Consider the following 18,705-nt stretch of genomic DNA (forward strand, 5'->3'; position numbering starts at 1 on the left):
AATTGGAGGAATTTTATTATGAGTAAAGTAATCGGTATTGACTTAGGAACAACAAACTCTTGTGTAGCAGTATTAGAAGGTGACGAACCAAAAGTTATTCAAAACCCTGAAGGTGCTCGTACAACACCATCTGTTGTAGCTTTTAAAAATGGTGAAACACAAGTCGGCGAAGTAGCTAAACGACAAGCTATTACTAATCCAAATACTGTACAATCTATCAAACGTCATATGGGTACAGATTACAAAGTAGATATAGAAGGTAAATCATACACACCACAAGAAATTTCAGCAATGGTATTACAAAACTTAAAAAACACTGCTGAAAGCTATTTAGGTGATAAAGTAGATAAAGCTGTTATCACAGTACCTGCATACTTCAATGACGCTGAACGTCAAGCAACTAAAGATGCTGGTAAAATTGCTGGTTTAGAAGTAGAACGTATTATCAATGAACCAACAGCTGCTGCATTAGCTTATGGTTTAGATAAAACTGAACAAGATCAAAAAGTATTAGTATTTGACTTAGGTGGCGGTACTTTCGACGTTTCAATCTTAGAATTAGGTGACGGCGTATTTGAAGTACTTTCAACTGCAGGTGACAACAAATTAGGTGGGGATGACTTTGACCAAGTAATCATTGACCACTTAGTATCAGAATTCAAAAAAGAAAACGGTGTAGATTTATCACAAGACAAAATGGCTTTACAACGTCTTAAAGACGCTGCTGAAAAAGCTAAAAAAGACTTATCTGGTGTATCTCAAACTCAAATCTCATTACCATTCATCTCTGCTGGTGAAAGTGGTCCATTACACTTAGAAATCAACTTAACTCGTTCTAAATTTGAAGAGTTAGCAGATTCATTAATTAAACGTACAATGGAACCAACTCGTCAAGCAATGAAAGATGCTGGATTATCAAACTCAGATATTGATGAAGTCATCTTAGTTGGTGGTTCAACACGTATTCCAGCAGTTCAAGATGCTGTTAAAAAAGAAATCGGTAAAGATCCACATAAAGGTGTAAACCCAGACGAAGTAGTAGCAATGGGTGCAGCAATTCAAGGTGGCGTAATCACTGGTGATGTTAAAGACGTTGTACTATTAGACGTAACACCATTATCATTAGGTATTGAAATCATGGGTGGACGTATGAATACGTTAATCGAACGTAATACTACTATCCCAACTTCAAAATCACAAGTATACTCTACAGCAGCTGATAATCAACCAGCAGTAGATATTCATGTATTACAAGGTGAACGTCCTATGGCTTCAGATAACAAAACATTAGGTCGTTTCCAATTAACAGACATTCCACCAGCTCCACGTGGTGTACCTCAAATTGAAGTAACATTCGATATTGATAAAAATGGTATTGTAAATGTTACTGCAAAAGACCTTGGTACTAATAAAGAACAAAATATTACTATCCAATCAAGCTCTTCATTATCAGACGATGAAATCGATCGTATGGTAAAAGACGCTGAAGAAAATGCTGAAGCTGATAAAAAACGTCGTGAAGAAGTAGACTTAAGAAACGAAGCAGATAGCCTAGTATTCCAAGTTGAAAAAACTATTAACGACTTAGGTGAAAATATCGGTGAAGAAGATAAGAAAAATGCTGAAGACAAAAAAGAAGCATTAAAATCTGCTCTTGAAGGCGAAGATGTTGAAGACATTAAAGCAAAAAAAGAAGAACTTGAAAAAGTTGTTCAAGACTTATCAGCAAAAGTTTACCAACAAGCTCAACAAGCACAACAACAAGCTCAAGGTGAATCTGGTGAACAAAATCAAGATAGCACTGTAGAAGATGCTGAATTTAAAGAAGTTAAAGACGACGAAGATAAAAAATAATATTTAAGTCGAACTAATCAACTTCAATTAAAGCTATTTTAAAAAAGTCAAAGTCAATTGTACATTGGCTTTGGCTTTTTATTTGGATAGTTGTTATGAATTAGTTAAACTTATCTTGTTAGTAAAAAAGGAGAGGTTACTGTGGCCAAAAGAGATTATTATGAAGTCTTAGGGGTAAGTAAAAGTGCTTCTAAAGACGAAATTAAAAAAGCTTACAGAAAATTATCAAAAAAATATCACCCTGATATAAATAAAGAAGAAGGCGCAGATGAAAAATTCAAAGAAATATCTGAAGCCTACGAAGTTTTAAGTGATGATAACAAACGAGCAAATTACGATCAATTTGGACATGATGGTCCACAAGGTGGTTTCGGCAGCCAAGGATTTGGCGGCGGTGACTTTGGTGGATTCAGTGGCGGCGGTTTCGAAGATATATTTAGTTCATTCTTCGGAGGTGCCTCTAGACAAAGAGATCCAAATGCACCACGCAAAGGTGACGACTTGCAATATACTATGACGATCACATTTGATGAAGCAGTTTTCGGTGGTAAGAAAGAGATTTCAATTCGTAAAGATGTAACTTGTCATACATGTGATGGTGAGGGTGCTAAACCTGGTACTAAGAAAAAAACATGTAGCTATTGTAACGGAGCAGGTTCTGTTTCAGTTGAACAAAATACGATCTTAGGAAGAGTTAGAACTGAACAAGTTTGCCCTAAATGTGAAGGTAGTGGACAAGAATTTGAAGAGCCATGTCCAACTTGTCACGGTAAAGGTACTGAAAATAAAACAGTTAAATTAGAAGTTACTATTCCAGAAGGTGTCGATAATGAACAACAAATTCGTTTAGCTGGCGAAGGTTCACCAGGTGTAAACGGAGGACCAAGTGGAGACTTATATGTTGTATTCAGAGTTAAACCTTCTGAAGTGTTTAAACGTGATGGAGACGACATTTACTATGATTTAAATATTAGTTTCCCTCAAGCAGCACTAGGTGACGAAGTGAAAATACCAACTTTAAATAGTAACGTTGTATTAACTATTCCTTCTGGAACTCAAACAGGTAAACAATTCCGCCTTAAAGATAAAGGTATTAAAAATGTTCATGGTTATGGACACGGTGATTTATTTGTAAACATTAAAGTGCTTACACCAACTAAAATGACTGAACGACAAAAAGAAATTATGAAAGAATTTGCTGATATTAATGGTGAAGAACTAAATGAACAGCCTTCAAATTTTAAAGATAAAGCTAGAAGATTCTTCAAAGGAGAATAACAAAAATGAATTGGACGGAACTTTCGATCGTAGTTAATCATGAGGTTGAATTCTTGATTACTGATATACTTGAGAACTACGGGTCTAACGGAGTAGTAGTAGAAGACTCAAATGATTTAATCAATCCCCCAGAAGATAAGTTCGGTGAAATTTATGAACTTAAACCTGAGGACTATCCAGAAAAAGGAGTACGTTTAAAAGCTTATTTCAATGAAGTGAATTTTAATGAGAATTTACGTACTAGTATTGAAGAAGAAATTCTAGCATTAAAAGATATAGATAAATCTATTTTTAATATAAGTGAAACTACAATTGCAGAAGAAGATTGGGAAAATGAATGGAAAAATTATTTTCATCCTTTCCGAGCATCTAATAAATTTACTATCGTTCCTAGTTGGGAAACTTACAATAAAGAATCAGATGAAGAGTTACTTATAGAATTAGATCCAGGTATGGCTTTCGGAACGGGAGACCATCCAACGACGAGTATGTGTTTAAAAGCTATTGAAACATATGTGACTCCACAACACAGTGTCATCGATGTTGGTACAGGTTCTGGAATATTAAGTATAGCTAGTCATTTGATAGGTGTTAAAAGGATAAAGGCATTAGATATTGATCAAATGGCTGTTAATGTAGCCAAAGAAAACTTTGAAAAAAACCATTGTCTAAATGAGATTGAAGCTGTTCCTGGTAATTTATTAAAAGATGAAAATGAAAAATTTGATATTGTCATTGCAAATATTTTAGCTCATATTATTGATGAAATGATTGAAGACGCTTATAATACAGTCAATGAAGAAGGTTACTTTATAACTTCAGGTATAATTGAAGAAAAATATGAAGAAATTGAAGAACATATGAAGCGTGTAGGTTTTAAAATTATTTCAGTTCAACATGACAACGGTTGGGTATGTATCGTTGGTCAGAAAGTGAGTGACTAATTTGCAAAGATATTTTATTAATCAAAACGCTGATGAAAGTCAGCGTTTTTTTATTACAGATAAAGAAGATATGCATCATATTAAAAATGTAATGCGCCATTCTGAAGGACATAAAATAGTAATCACATTTAATGATAAAAATGTTTATACGTGTAAAATAACTAATATATCTGATCAAAATATAGAGTTAGAATTAATCGAAAAGCAAGAAATTAATACTGAGTTACCGCAACATATTACTATTTGCAGTGGTTTGATTAAGGCTGATAAATATGAATGGATGATTCAAAAAGCAACTGAACTAGGTGCCAGTGAATTTTTGGCAGTAGAAATGGACCGATCTATTGTTAAATTAAACAATGCAAAAATCTCTAAAAAACTAGAACGATGGCAAAAAATAATCAAGGAAGCTGCAGAACAAAGCTATAGATTAACAATTCCTCAAATTAATTATCTATCGAATTCAAAGGCAATTTGTGATATCATAATTCAGTATGATTATGTTCTTGTTGCTTATGAAGAACAAGCCAAACATAACGAAAATAGTCATTTCAAAAACATGTTAAAACAATTTAAGCCACAAGATCGTGTATTACTTATATTTGGTCCAGAAGGCGGACTTTCTGATGAAGAAGTGTCAATGTTAAAATCAAATTCACAGTTAGTTGGTTTAGGACCAAGAATTTTACGGGCAGAAACAGCGCCACTATATGCATTGAGCGCGTTAAGTTATGAAAAAGAATTAATGGGGTGAACAATATGTCAACAGTTGCGTTTCACACTTTAGGTTGTAAAGTTAACCACTATGAAACTGAAGCAATTTGGCAATTATTTAAAGAAGCAGATTACGAAAGAGTAGATTTTGAAACAAATGCAGATGTATTTGTTATTAATACTTGTACTGTAACGAATACCGGAGATAAAAAAAGTAGACAAATTATAAGAAGAGCAATCAGAAAAAATCCTGATGCTGTAGTATGTGTAACTGGTTGTTATGCACAAACATCTTCTGCTGAAATTATGGAAATTCCAGGTGTAGATGTAGTCGTAGGTACACAAGACCGTCATAAATTACTTGATTACATTGATGAATTCCAAAAAGAACGTCAACCAATTAATGGTGTTGGTAATATTATGAAAAATCGTAAATATGAAGAGTTAGATGTGCCATACTTTACAGATAGAACAAGAGCATCATTAAAAATTCAAGAGGGATGTAATAATTTCTGTACATTCTGTATTATTCCATGGGCTCGTGGATTAATGAGATCTAGAGATCCTGAAAAAGTAGTGGAACAAGCGACTACTTTAGTTAACTCTGGTTATAAAGAAATCGTATTAACTGGTATTCACACAGGCGGATATGGACAAGATTTAAAAAATTATAATTTAGCTCAATTATTAAGAGATTTAGATCAAGTTGATGGTTTAGAGCGTATTCGTATTTCATCAATTGAAGCAAGTCAATTAACTGATGAAGTAATCAGTGTTCTTGAAAGCTCAAATAAGATTGTAAGACATTTACATGTACCTTTACAATCTGGATCAGATACAGTGTTAAAACGTATGAGACGTAAATATACAATGGAACACTTCTCAGAAAGAATTACTAAATTACATCAAGCTTTACCAGATGTAGCTATTACTAGTGACGTTATCGTTGGTTTCCCTGGCGAAACAGAAGAAGAATTCCAAGAAACATACGACTTTATTGTGAAGCATAAATTCTCAGAATTACATGTTTTCCCATATTCATCTCGTATTGGTACTCCAGCTGCAAGAATGGACGACCAAATCGATGAAGAAATCAAAAATGAACGTGTGCATAAATTAATTGAATTAAGTAATCAATTAGCTAAAGAATATGCATCTAAATTTGAAGATGAAGTACTTGAAGTCATTCCTGAGGAAAGTGGAGAAACACCAAACACTTTAGTTGGATATGCTGATAATTACATGAAAGTTGAATTTGAAGGCAATGAAGATTTAATAGGTCAAATTGTGAAAGTTAAAATTCAAAAAGCCAATTATCCTATAAATAAAGGTAAAGCTATTCGTATTGTTGATCATGCTACAAATAAATCTGAACAAGAATTACTTGTTTAATTATTTTAAAAATATAAATATTAGTAATTGACCGGATATTACAGATATATTATACTAATAAAAGCATAGTTTTACTATGCGATTGAATATAAAGTTCCGTTGATATTTGGAGGGAGGGAAATACAGATGTCTAAAACAGTAGTACGTAAAAATGAATCACTTGAAGATGCTTTACGTCGATTTAAGCGTTCAGTTTCAAAAAGTGGTACTATCCAAGAAGTACGTAAACGTGAATTTTACGAAAAACCTAGTGTTAAACGTAAAAAGAAATCAGAAGCTGCACGTAAACGTAAATTCAAATAATTAATAACACTGTTGACTCCCTCAACAAGAATGTTAATTATAAATATGAAACACCTTAGTTGTAATAACTGAGGTGTTTTTTGTTATCTATAGAAAACTAACTTTTATAAATTGAGTTTAAATTTAATTTAATAAATATTTTTATATATTACTAAATCACTATAATATGTCTGCGTTTTCATGTATAATTATGGTGAGAGTGAGGTGAAATAGTGACATATTCAAATGTAATACATACTTTACTGTTAACTCAATTTTCAACTGAAAATAGTTGGGTTAAAGATATAACTAACGTTATTGTCCATCCGTTGGTATCACTTGTTCTAACATGTATTATTTTTCTAGGGTTTTTATATCAATTATATTCTAAAAAAATAAATATGATTGGTATCTTAGCATCATTATCGTTATTAATTTTGTTTCTAGGTTTTCTTATTAAAGGTGATGTCAACATATTATCTGTAATACTTTTTGCTATTGGCGTTTTATTCGTTATTATCGAATTATTTATTGTTGGTGCAGTCATAGGTATTATTGGCATAATACTCATATCAATTAGTATTGTGATGTTAGGCAATAACCTGCTACTTATGTTAGGTAATGTGATTGTAGCTCTAATATTATCAATAATTGAATGGGTGGTATTAGTGAAAATATTTAAGAAAAATATTCCATTTTTAGATAAAGTTATTTTGAAAGATTCAACTAATGCTGAATCAGGGTTCACTTCTCACGATGATCGCTCTCATTTAGTCGGTAAAACGACTCAAACCGTCACGGACCTTAGACCTGCTGGTATCATTAAGTTAGATGATGAACGTATTGATGCAGTTTCTGATGGCACATTCATATTAAGAAACAGACAAGTAAAGATACTTGAAGTTGAAGGCACACGTGTCGTAGTAAGAGAAATAGAATAGTTATAAAGGAGAGTTAAAATGATTAGTATTGGATTTATAATAATTGCAGTCATTATTGTTGTAGCTTTATTAATACTATTTTCATTTGTACCTGTAGGCCTATGGATTTCAGCTTTAGCAGCTGGTGTTCATGTTGGTATCGGTACTTTAGTAGGTATGCGTTTAAGAAGAGTATCACCAAGAAAAGTAATTGGTCCTTTAATTAAAGCACATAAAGCTGGTTTAAATTTAAAAACAAATCAACTTGAATCTCATTATTTAGCAGGCGGTAATGTAGATAGAGTCGTTGATGCAAACATTGCTGCTCAACGTGCAGACATAGATTTACCATTTGAACGTGGTGCAGCGATTGACTTAGCAGGTAGAGATGTTTTAGAAGCAGTTCAAATGTCTGTAAATCCTAAAGTAATTGAAACACCTTTTATCGCTGGTGTAGCTATGAATGGTATTGAAGTTAAAGCTAAAGCACGTATCACTGTACGCGCGAATATTGCCCGTTTAGTCGGTGGTGCTGGTGAAGAAACAATTATAGCACGTGTAGGTGAAGGTATTGTTTCTACTATTGGTTCAAGTCAACACCACACTGAGGTTCTTGAAAATCCGGATAATATTTCAAAAACAGTGCTAAGTAAAGGTTTAGATTCAGGAACTGCATTTGAAATTTTATCAATTGATATTGCCGATGTAGATATTAGTAAAAACATCGGTGCCGATCTACAAACTGAGCAAGCACTTGCAGATAAAAATATTGCACAAGCGAAAGCTGAAGAACGTCGTGCAATGGCAGTAGCATCAGAACAAGAAATGAAAGCAAGAGTTCAAGAAATGCGTGCTAAAGTTGTAGAAGCAGAATCAGAAGTTCCATTAGCAATGGCTGAGGCTTTACGTTCTGGAAACATTGGTGTAAAAGATTATTATAATCTAAAAAATATTGAAGCTGACACAGGCATGAGAAATGCCATTAATAAACGTACTGATCAAAATGATGACGAATCACCAGAACAATAATTGTGGGGTGATTAAATGAATATTGGAATAATTATTTTTGTCATATCGATCATAGCAACAATAATTAGTACCATACGTGATAAGAGTCATGAAGAAAGACAAAATCAAAAACCACCGTCCACACCTAAAGAAAACCAACAACCAAAAAAAGGTGGTTTTTTCGAAGAATTTGAAAAGACATTTAAAGAACTTAGTGATGAAATTAATGGAGAAACATCAAGTGAAAAGAAAAGAACATTTGACGATAATCTTCCTCCATTGAATCAAGAAATAGAGAACAGTAAACCTACATCTGAAGAATTACATCGTAGACCTACTGACTATGATGATTCCATTCCTAAACCAGACCCAACACCTTATCATAATGAAAAAGAAGTGCGTGAACCTGTAAAACAATCAACATCTAGAGATGAAAGCGCTGAAAATTTACGTAAAGATCTTGAATCAAATTTACATCAAGATTTAAAGAATGTAAGAAGTGAGATAGATAGGGAAAAAGAAAAACAGCTCGCTTTAATTGAGAAAAAGGCGCAAGATATTATTAATGATAAATATCTTTCAGAACGTACGAAAAGAGTCAGATTAAAACAATTACTCAATTCACAAAATGTAGAACGTAATATGAGTAAGTCAGCTTTTCAATTTGATAATGATGAAATAGTGAATGGTATTATTTGGAATGAAATTTTAAATAAACCTAAACAACTTTAATTTGTAATAGCTCGGGACAGAAATGTCTCGGGCTTTTTTTGACATTAAATACTACGTTTAAATATACTATTTAGAAGTATCTTTTTTATTACTTATATTAATAAAATTTGAGTAGATATTTAGAATTTAGTAAAATTTAGTTGTATTACCACTTCTTGTTTTAAAAGGTTAAGTCTATGATAGCTCACTTCGTTATTGAAAAAGCTAGTTTTATAGTAAATTGTTATTTAAATTGAAACGAATCTTAATTAATATATGTTCAAGAATGGTATAATATAAGTATGTTAGCCCTTAAAATGGGTGTATTGAATTATAAAACTGTAATTTGAAAAGGAGCGCGTTTATGCCTGGAATAATTCAAATCGACGACATTAATCAATCCCAAGCTTTAATTGGAAATAATGATGAACATTTAAAAGCTATTGAAGATAGTTTTGATGTCGTAATTCATGCTCGTGGACAAGAAATCGCTGTTAAAGGTGAAAAAATTGAGCATGTAGAAAAAGCCGAATTAGTTCTAACCAATTTATTAAAAGTGATTGAATTGGGAAATAATATTACGCTTAAAGATGTTGAAGCTGCTATTAAGATGGCAGAAAATGGAACCATTCAACAACTTTTAGATTTATATGAAGAAGAAATAACAAAAGATGCGTTCGGCAAAACTATCCGCGCTAAAACAATGGGACAACGTATGTATGTCAATGCTATGAATAGAAATGACTTAGTATTTGGTATTGGACCTGCTGGTACAGGTAAAACATTTTTAGCTGTTGTATATGCTGCTAAACAATTGCGTAAAGGGAATGTTAAACGTATTGTGTTAACACGTCCAGCTGTTGAAGCAGGTGAATCACTAGGTTTCTTACCAGGTGATTTAAAAGAAAAAGTTGATCCATATTTAAGACCACTTTATGATGGATTGAATACTGTATTAGGTAGAGAACAAACAGCTCGATTCATTGAAAGAGGTATTATTGAAATCGCGCCTTTAGCATATATGCGTGGTCGAACATTAGATGATGCATTCGTAATATTAGACGAAGCACAGAATACAACACATGCACAAATGAAAATGTTCTTAACGCGCTTAGGTTTTGGTTCAAAAATGGTAGTAACTGGTGACCAAACACAAATAGATTTACCAAAAGGTGTTAATAGTGGTTTGAAAGAAGCAGTAAAAAAACTACATGGCGTTAAAGGAATTAGTATCATGAAACTAGAGCAAGACGATGTAGTAAGACATCCACTTGTAAGTAAAATCATAGATAGATACGAAGGAGAGGACTAAATGTTTACAATAGATTTTAGTGATCACACAGAATTAGTGAATGATGATTGGTATGAACAAATAGAAAATTTATTGAACTTCGCTAAACAAGAAGAGCAAATTAATGAAAATGCTGAATTATCCATAACCTTCGTTGATAAAACTGAAATTCAAGAAATTAATAAAATGTACAGAGATAAAGATAAAGTGACAGATGTAATATCATTTGCTTTAGAAGAAGATGAGCCAGAAATTGATACAAGCGAATTTGATATTCCAAGAGTATTGGGAGACATTATAATATGTACGGATGTTGCACAAGAACAAGCAGAGTCTTATGGTCACTCTTTTGAACGTGAATTAGGGTTTTTAGCGTTACATGGTTTTCTTCACTTATTAGGATATGATCATATGAATGAAGAAGATGAAAAAGAAATGTTTGGTCGTCAAGATGCTATATTAAATGCTTATGGATTGACGAGAGATTAATCGTGAAAAGATTTAGCTATGCACTCAATGGCTTGAAAACACTATTAATTAAAGACCAAAAATTTTCTCTTCACATTTATGCTAGTATTATTGCAATTGTTTTTGGCTTCATTTTTCATATCAATCGCTTAGAGTGGTTATTTATTCTATTAGCAATAAGTTTAGTCCTAGCTTTTGAAGCGATTAATACTGCAGTAGAATACGTCGTAGACCTTGTTACATCTGAATATCATGATTATGCCAAATATGCAAAAGACATTGCCGCATTTAGTGTAATGATTGTGTCAATTTTAGCTTTATTAATTGGTTTAATTGTTTTTATTCCATATTTTATTAACTTATTATAGGAGGGCAACATGAGCTATCAATCTCATTATTTTAAAGAAGTCAGAGAAGCACAACAAAGATCTTATTCACCATATAGTCATTTTAAAGTAGGCGCCTATTTAAAAGCTAAGGATGGACGTACATTTTACGGAACGAATGTTGAAAATGCAGCATATTCAATGTCAATTTGTGCTGAAAGAGCTAGTTTAGTTTCTGCGATATCTGCTGGTTATCAGCCCGGTGATTTTGAATCAATTACTGTCACTGTAGACGCTGATCAACCATCTTCACCTTGTGGGGAATGTCGTCAAGTATTGAAAGAATTATGCGACGATGATATGCCAGTATATATGACTAATCACAAAGGTGATATGATAGAATCATCAGTTAAAGAATTATTACCATACGGATTTTCTGGAAAGGATTTAAATAAATGACAGAACATAAATCAGGATTTGTTTCAATTATAGGAAGACCTAATGTAGGTAAATCTACATTTGTAAATAGAGTTATAGGTCATAAAATTGCAATTATGTCTGACAAAGCTCAAACTACACGTAATAAAATTCAGGGTGTAATGACTAGAGATGATGCTCAAATTATTTTTATTGATACACCTGGGATTCATAAACCTAAACATAAATTAGGTGATTTTATGATGAAAGTGGCAACAAATACGCTTTCTGAAATAGACGCAATTATGTTTATGGTCAACGTTAATGAAGATATCGGTCGTGGCGATGAATATATCATGAATATGCTAAAAGATTTAAAGACACCTGTATTTTTAGTATTAAACAAAATTGATTTAGTTCATCCAGATGCGCTAATGCCACAAATTGAAAAGTATCAAAAATATATGGACTTTACTGAAATTATTCCAATTTCTGCGTTAGAAGGTTTAAATGTTGATCATTTTATTGATGTTTTAAAATCTTATTTACCAGAGGGACCAAAATATTATCCTGATGATCAAATTTCCGATCACCCAGAACAATTTGTAGTAGGTGAAATCATTCGTGAGAAAATTTTACATTTAACAAGCGAAGAAATTCCGCATGCTATTGGTGTAAATGTTGACCGTATGATTAAAGAAGATGAAGATCGTGTACGTATTGAAGCTACTATCTATGTAGAACGTGATTCTCAAAAAGGGATTGTTATCGGTAAAGGTGGCAAAAAACTTAAAGAAGTAGGTAAACGTGCAAGACATGATATAGAAATGCTTTTAGGTTCTAAAGTTTATTTAGAACTATGGGTTAAGGTTCAGAAAGATTGGAGAAATAAAGTTAATTTTATTCGCCAAATTGGATATATAGAAGATCAAGATTAACTCAAAAGATGGTGAGTTAGTATGTTAATGAAACAAAAAGGGATTATTTTAAAATCTGTAGAATACGGCGAATCAGATAAAATCATTACGATTTTAAACGAACATGGCGCTAAAGTACCGCTGATGGCTAGAAGAGCTAAAAAAGTTAAAACAGGTTTACAAGCACATACACAAATGTTTGTGTATGGCTTATTTATTTATAATAAGTGGCGAGGTATGGGGACACTTAATTCTGTAGATGTCATTGATCAACATTATGAATTACAACTTGATTTGTATGAAAGTAGCTTTGCGACATTGTGTGCTGAAACAATTGACCGTTCAATGGAAGAAGAAGAAATATCAAAATTTAATTTTGACTTATTACAGTTTGTTTTAAATAAAATTTCTTCAGGACAATCTGCACAATTAATGTCTATCATAGTCTTACTCAAATGTATGAATAAATATGGTTTTTCTGCCTCGTTTAATATATGTGCTGTTAGCGGCAATACAGACCAATCTCAATTAATAGGGTATAGTTTTAAATTTGATGGTGCCATTTCAAAAAGTGAAGCATATCAAGACCCTCATGCATTACAATTATCAAATAGAACATTGTATCTATTAGATATATTATTAAAATTACCAATTGATAAGATGAATGAACTAAAAATACATCAAGACATTTTAGATGAAATGTCAGAATTAATGATAATGCTTTATAGAGAATATGCAGGCATGTTTTTTAAAAGTCAAAAGTTAATCAATCAATTGAAAAGATTAGAATTAAATGATTTAGATAAATAATTAGTTTAAAATCTAGATAAAAGACCGCAATCACAAAGCTCTTGTGATTGCGGTCTTTAGTATTAATCAATGAGAAATTATCTCAACATAATTAAAATTTAATTTTTTCTGCTAAGAATGTCTCTAGTTCTGAAATAGGCATACGAACTTGTTCCATAGAATCTCTGTCACGTACTGTAACTTGATTATCTTCTAATGAATCAAAGTCAAATGTAATACAATATGGTGTACCAATCTCATCTTGACGACGGTAACGTTTACCAATAGATTGTGATTCATCAAAATCTATTGAGAATGTTTGACTTAATTGTTCAAAGATTTTAATTGCTTCACTTGATAATTTTTTACTCAATGGTAAGATTGCAGCTTTATAAGGTGCTAAAGCAGGGTGGAATTTTAAGACTGTACGTTCATCTTTACTTCCTTCTACTCCTTCTTGAGCGTAAGCATCACATAAGAATGCTAATGTTACACGATCAGCACCTAAAGAAGGTTCAATACAATATGGGATATATTTTTCATTTGTTTCTGGATCATGATATTTGAAATCTTCACCTGAATGTTCACTATGCTTTTTCAAGTCAAAGTCAGTACGACTTGCGATACCCCATAGTTCTCCCCAACCAAATGGGAATTTGTATTCGATATCAGTTGTAGCATTTGAATAGTGAGATAATTCATCAGCATCATGATCACGTAATTTTATATTGTCTTCATTAATATTTAGATCTTTTAACCATTGACTAGCAAATGTTTTCCAATAATTTTGCCATTCAATTTCTTCACCAGGTTTACAGAAGAATTCAAGTTCCATTTGTTCAAATTCACGTGTTCTGAAAATGAAGTTACCTGGAGTAATTTCATTACGGAAAGATTTACCAATTTGTCCAATACCAAATGGTAATTTTTTACGCATAGAACGTTGAACGTTTTTATAATTTACGAAAATACCTTGTGCTGTTTCTGGGCGTAAGAATAATTCGTTAGTTGAATCTTCAGTTACACCTTGGAATGTTTTAAACATTAAATTGAATTGACGGATATCAGTCCAATTAGCAGTACCACTTACTGGACACACAATACCTTCATCATCAATGATTTTTTTCATTTCATCAAAGCTTAAGCCATCAGCAATAAAGTTTTCATCGCCTTTTTCTTGTTGCATGTAATCTTCAATTAGTTTGTCTGCACGATAACGAATTTTACTATCTTTGTTATCAATCATAGGGTCATTAAAGTTACCTAAATGTCCTGATGCTTCCCATGTTTTAGGGTTCATTAAAATAGCTGCATCTAAACCAACATTATATGGTGATTGTGTAATGAATTTTTGCCACCATGCTTTTTTAACATTATTTTTTAATTCAACACCTAGTGGACCGTAATCCCAAGTATTAGATAAGCCACCATAGATGTCACTACCAGGGAATACGAATCCTCTGTGCTTTGCAAGTTGTACGATTTGTTCCATATCATTTGCCATTAATAATTCTCTCCTTACACATAAAAACGCCCCAAGACAATAAAACACAATTAAATATGCTTAATCATCTTGGGACGAGTTAATTTTTATTTAGTATAATTCATATACATTAAAATATCATTTAACCCGCGGTTCCACCCAAATTAGTGTAGCCACTCGCTTTAAAATAAATTTAATTTTATGCCAATATTTATATGCTAAGCTTACACCATCCTTAGCTCGCTTTATAATTATTCTAATTGATTAAATATTTAATAGCAAGCGTTTATATGTATTTGTGGCAAATAAAAATAACGGTTATAATATATAATGTATATAAGAGGGGTGAAGACCTATAGAACTGAATCAAAGACAAGAACAAATTATTGAAATCGTCAAGCAACATGGACCAATAACAGGTGAGCATATCGCCGATCAATTAAATTTAACACGCGCAACATTAAGACCAGATTTAGCTATTCTTACGATGTCAGGATTTTTAGAAGCAAGACCTAGAGTAGGTTATTATTATTCAGGCAAATCTAAAAATAAAATCATCCATGAACAACTACGCCAGTATGTTGTAAAGGATTATATGTCACAACCGGTAGTGGTAAAAGAAGATATGTCGGTTTACGATGCCATTTGTACTATATTTTTAGAAGATGCTGGTACTTTGTTTATCACAAATAAGGATAATGATTTTATTGGAGTTTGTTCACGAAAAGATTTATTGAGAGCTTCAATGATTGGAAATGATATTCATACAATGCCGATTAGCGTTAATATGACTCGTATGCCTAATCTTACTTATTTAGAAGAAAGTGAACTAATTATCTATGCTGCTAATCAAATGATAGATAAAGAAATAGATGCTATTCCCATTGTAAGATTAAAAGATAATCAAAAATATGAAGTCGTTGGAAGAGTATCTAAAACGACAATTACAAAATTATTTGTATCATTATTTAAAGAATAGGTGGTTAATAGATGGATAATATAAACATAATTGTTGCTTCAGATTCAATTGGAGAAACTGCAGAGTTAGTTGCTCGTGCAGGTGTTTCACAATTTAATCCTAAGCAATGTAAACATGAATTTTTACGTTACCCATACATAGAATCATTTGAAAACGTAGATGAAGTGGTTCAAGTAGCCGAAGATACAGATGCTATCATCGTATATACTTTGGTTAAACCAGAAATCAAAAAATATATGGTAGCTAAAGTAAAAGAACATAATTTAAAATCAGTTGATATTATGGGACCTTTAATGGATTTATTATCTGGTTCAATTGAAGAAACACCTTACTATGAACCAGGTATTGTCCATAGATTAGACGATGCCTATTTTAAAAAGATTGATGCAATTGAGTTTGCTGTTAAATATGATGACGGGAAAGATCCTAAAGGTTTACCAAAAGCAGATATCGTCCTTTTAGGTATCTCTCGAACATCAAAGACACCACTATCACAATATTTAGCTCATAAAAGTTATAAAGTCATGAACATACCAATTGTGCCAGAAGTTACACCTCCTGATGCACTATTTAATATTGATTCATCAAAATGTATTGCTTTAAAAATTAGTGAAGAAAAATTAAATAGAATACGAAAAGAAAGATTAAAACAACTTGGTCTTGGTGACACAGCAAGATATGCTACTGAAGCACGAATAAAAGAAGAATTAAATTATTTTGAAGAACTAGTGGAGAAAGTTGGTTGTCCAGTTATAGATGTAACAGATAAAGCAATTGAAGAGACAGCTAATGACATCATCTATTATATTGAAAATAATAAAACAAAATAATTTCATTTAATGCATAAAAAAGGTATAATATTAAGACTAATATTTAATAGGTGATTTATTTTGCGTATAGAACAATCGGTCATTAATGAAATCAAAGATAAGACAGATATACTTGATTTAGTAAGTGAATATGTAAAACTTGAAAAAAGAGGACGCAATTATATCGGTTTGTGTCCTTTTCATGATGAAAAGACCCCTTCTTTTACTGTGTCAGAAGATAAACAAATCTGTCATTGTTTCGGTTGTAAAAAGGGTGGCAATGTTTTTCAATTCACACAAGAAATAAAAGATATTTCCTTTACAGAAGCTGTAAAAGAGTTAGGCGAACGTGTCAATATATCAGTTGATGTGGGTAATAGCCAATATCAAAATACAAACACACAAATCGCAACTGATGATTTACAAATGATAGAAATGCATGAACTCATGCAAGAATATTACCATTATGCACTTATGAAAACTGTTGAAGGTGAACAAGCGCTTAATTATTTGAAAGAACGTGATTTTCCAGAACAATTAATTAAAGAAAGAGGAATTGGTTATGCGCCTAATTCGTCTCATTTTTGTCATGATTTTTTAGAGAAAAAAGGTTATGATATCGAATTAGCGTATGAAGCGGGACTTTTATCTCGAAATGAGGAAAACTTTAGCTATTATGATCGATTTAGAGATAGAATTATGTTTCCTCTTAAAAATGCTCAAGGAAGAATTGTTGGATATTCAGCAAGAACCTATACTAATCAAGAGCCTAAATATTTAAACAGTCCAGAAACACCTATTTTCCAGAAAAGAAAGTTATTATATAATCTCGATAAAGCTAGAAAAAATATAAGAAAAAATGATGAAATTATATTACTTGAAGGCTTTATGGATGTTATTAAGTCAGACCATGCTGGTTTGAAATCTGTTGTAGCAAGTATGGGGACTCAACTTTCAAATGAACATATCACATTCATAAAAAAATTAACATCCAATATTACTTTAATGTTTGATGGAGATTTTGCAGGTAAAGAAGCAACATTAAAAACTGGACAAGCGCTTTTAGAGCAAGGTTTAAATGTATTTGTCGTTCAATTGCCTTCTGATATGGACCCAGATGAATATATTAGAAAGTATGGAAATGAAGCATTTCTAGAATTTGTTCAAAAAGATAAAAAATCTTTCGTCTTGTTTAAAGTTCAAACACATAAAGATGAAATTCAAAATAATGATTTGGCTTATGAAAGATATTTAAAAGAAGTAACTCAGGATATAGCTTTAATGCGTTCATCCATACTTCAGAAAAAGGTATTGCAAGACGTTTCAGAATTGTTTAAAGTTAGTTTTGAGACTTTGGACTATGAAGTGGCTCATCAACAGCAAACACAAAATGTTCAGTCTTCTTACCCAGATCAATCTTATTTTTATAACGAGCCACCGCAACAAACGATACAATTCAATCAATTGAATCGTCATGAAAAGGCAGAACGTTCCTTGTTAAAACACTTTATGCAAGATAAAGATACATTTTTAAATTACTATCAAAAAGTCAATTCTGACGACTTTACAAATGAGTATTTCAAGCGTATATTTAATACTTTGCATGATTATTTTTCTAATAATGATGTTTACCAATTAAGTACAATGATTCAATATATAGAAAATAATGACTTAAGAGAAGCGTTGATATCACTTGATTCATATAACTTAAATGAAGAACCATTTGAACAAGAATTAGAAGATTATATTAATATCATGAACGAGAATAAAGATGGCGAATCTTTAGAAGTTTTAAATCATAAATTGCGAGAAGCAACTCGTATAGGAGATACAGAACTACAAAAATATTATCTTCAATTAATTGTTAATAAAAACAAAAGTAGAATGTAATCTTACAAAAATTTATGATATCGTTGTATTTTAGAGATTTATGAATGGTTACCATGTATTTACATTGGGTAAACAAATAATATCTAAAAATGACTATTCAGAATAATTATATGTATTTTAAAGGGAGTTATTTTGACTGATATTTCATAAGAAAGTAATATTTTTCAGAAGATGATTAATCTACTGGTTTATTTAACGCATCATTGAAAATACATTGCTTTTAACTAAACGAA

At 31.8% G+C, this 18,705-nt stretch carries 19 protein-coding genes; 18 read left to right on the forward strand and 1 reads right to left on the reverse strand.

Translation table 11 applies throughout. The annotated features are described in order from the left end of the window. Positions 1 to 18: 18 nt before the first annotated feature. From dnaK to recO, 15 genes are all read left to right on the forward strand, one after another. Complete coding sequence (dnaK, locus tag Q4528_RS04375) at positions 19 to 1,854, forward strand: molecular chaperone DnaK (RefSeq protein WP_017636287.1); 1,836 nt, start codon at positions 19 to 21, stop codon at positions 1,852 to 1,854. Positions 1,855 to 1,995: 141 nt separating this feature from the next. After that, positions 1,996 to 3,132: a molecular chaperone DnaJ gene (gene dnaJ / locus Q4528_RS04380; protein ID WP_029055731.1), complete on the forward strand. Its 1,137-nt coding sequence runs from the start codon at positions 1,996 to 1,998 to the stop codon at positions 3,130 to 3,132. A 5-nt stretch (positions 3,133 to 3,137) separates the two neighbouring features. Next, complete coding sequence (prmA, locus tag Q4528_RS04385) at positions 3,138 to 4,076, forward strand: 50S ribosomal protein L11 methyltransferase (protein ID WP_046466744.1); 939 nt, start codon at positions 3,138 to 3,140, stop codon at positions 4,074 to 4,076. Position 4,077: 1 nt separating this feature from the next. Continuing rightward, positions 4,078 to 4,830, forward strand: coding sequence for a 16S rRNA (uracil(1498)-N(3))-methyltransferase (locus Q4528_RS04390; RefSeq protein WP_046466743.1), 753 nt, complete (start codon positions 4,078 to 4,080; stop codon positions 4,828 to 4,830). Between the two features lie 5 nt (positions 4,831 to 4,835). Further along, positions 4,836 to 6,182, forward strand: a complete 1,347-nt coding sequence (gene mtaB / locus Q4528_RS04395) for a tRNA (N(6)-L-threonylcarbamoyladenosine(37)-C(2))-methylthiotransferase MtaB (RefSeq protein ID WP_046466742.1) — start codon at positions 4,836 to 4,838, stop codon at positions 6,180 to 6,182. A gap of 126 nt (positions 6,183 to 6,308) precedes the next feature. Beyond that, a complete protein-coding gene (gene rpsU / locus Q4528_RS04400; RefSeq protein WP_000048060.1) occupies positions 6,309 to 6,485 on the forward strand; it encodes a 30S ribosomal protein S21 in 177 nt (58 codons plus the stop codon). Positions 6,486 to 6,727: 242 nt separating this feature from the next. Continuing rightward, positions 6,728 to 7,405 (forward strand): NfeD family protein, encoded by a 678-nt coding sequence (locus Q4528_RS04405; protein WP_272900843.1) that lies wholly within the window; start codon positions 6,728 to 6,730, stop codon positions 7,403 to 7,405. Between the two features lie 18 nt (positions 7,406 to 7,423). After that, on the forward strand, positions 7,424 to 8,413 hold the full coding sequence (gene floA / locus Q4528_RS04410) for a flotillin-like protein FloA (RefSeq protein WP_017636281.1): 990 nt from the start codon (positions 7,424 to 7,426) through the stop codon (positions 8,411 to 8,413). A 15-nt stretch (positions 8,414 to 8,428) separates the two neighbouring features. Beyond that, positions 8,429 to 9,124, forward strand: a complete 696-nt coding sequence (locus tag Q4528_RS04415) for a hypothetical protein (protein ID WP_017636280.1) — start codon at positions 8,429 to 8,431, stop codon at positions 9,122 to 9,124. A 343-nt stretch (positions 9,125 to 9,467) separates the two neighbouring features. After that, positions 9,468 to 10,415, forward strand: a complete 948-nt coding sequence (locus tag Q4528_RS04420) for a PhoH family protein (RefSeq protein ID WP_017636279.1) — start codon at positions 9,468 to 9,470, stop codon at positions 10,413 to 10,415. Further along, on the forward strand, positions 10,416 to 10,883 hold the full coding sequence (ybeY, locus tag Q4528_RS04425) for an rRNA maturation RNase YbeY (RefSeq protein WP_017636278.1): 468 nt from the start codon (positions 10,416 to 10,418) through the stop codon (positions 10,881 to 10,883). It begins immediately after the preceding gene. A 2-nt stretch (positions 10,884 to 10,885) separates the two neighbouring features. Further along, the gene (locus Q4528_RS04430) at positions 10,886 to 11,230 is read left to right on the forward strand and encodes a diacylglycerol kinase family protein (RefSeq protein WP_017636277.1); all 345 of its coding nucleotides are present in this window, start codon (positions 10,886 to 10,888) and stop codon (positions 11,228 to 11,230) included. Between the two features lie 9 nt (positions 11,231 to 11,239). After that, a complete protein-coding gene (cdd, locus tag Q4528_RS04435) occupies positions 11,240 to 11,647 on the forward strand; it encodes a cytidine deaminase (protein ID WP_017636276.1) in 408 nt (135 codons plus the stop codon). Next, the gene (gene era / locus Q4528_RS04440; RefSeq protein WP_046466739.1) at positions 11,644 to 12,543 is read left to right on the forward strand and encodes a GTPase Era; all 900 of its coding nucleotides are present in this window, start codon (positions 11,644 to 11,646) and stop codon (positions 12,541 to 12,543) included. Before cdd ends, era begins: the two co-directional genes overlap by 4 nt. 27 nt (positions 12,544 to 12,570) lie before the next feature. Next, entirely contained in the window at positions 12,571 to 13,332 is a 762-nt protein-coding gene (gene recO / locus Q4528_RS04445; protein WP_176745296.1) for a DNA repair protein RecO, read from the forward strand. 91 nt (positions 13,333 to 13,423) lie between these two features. Here recO and Q4528_RS04450 read toward each other — a convergent pair whose 3' ends face one another. Next, on the reverse strand, positions 13,424 to 14,815 hold the full coding sequence (locus Q4528_RS04450) for a glycine--tRNA ligase (RefSeq protein ID WP_029055737.1): 1,392 nt from the start codon (positions 14,813 to 14,815) through the stop codon (positions 13,424 to 13,426). A gap of 334 nt (positions 14,816 to 15,149) precedes the next feature. Between Q4528_RS04450 and ccpN the strand changes: the two genes are divergently transcribed. The 3 genes from ccpN to dnaG are packed head-to-tail and all read left to right on the forward strand — an operon-like array spanning position 15,150 to position 18,472. Then, complete coding sequence (gene ccpN, locus Q4528_RS04455) at positions 15,150 to 15,773, forward strand: transcriptional regulator CcpN (protein ID WP_072291815.1); 624 nt, start codon at positions 15,150 to 15,152, stop codon at positions 15,771 to 15,773. 11 nt (positions 15,774 to 15,784) lie between these two features. Further along, complete coding sequence (locus tag Q4528_RS04460) at positions 15,785 to 16,603, forward strand: pyruvate, water dikinase regulatory protein (RefSeq protein WP_017636271.1); 819 nt, start codon at positions 15,785 to 15,787, stop codon at positions 16,601 to 16,603. A gap of 60 nt (positions 16,604 to 16,663) precedes the next feature. Further along, positions 16,664 to 18,472: a DNA primase gene (gene dnaG, locus Q4528_RS04465; protein ID WP_046466737.1), complete on the forward strand. Its 1,809-nt coding sequence runs from the start codon at positions 16,664 to 16,666 to the stop codon at positions 18,470 to 18,472. The last annotated feature ends 233 nt before the right edge of the window (positions 18,473 to 18,705 follow it).

The organism is Staphylococcus pasteuri (assembly GCF_030547725.1).
GTDB classification, from domain to species: Bacteria; Bacillota; Bacilli; order Staphylococcales; family Staphylococcaceae; genus Staphylococcus; species Staphylococcus pasteuri.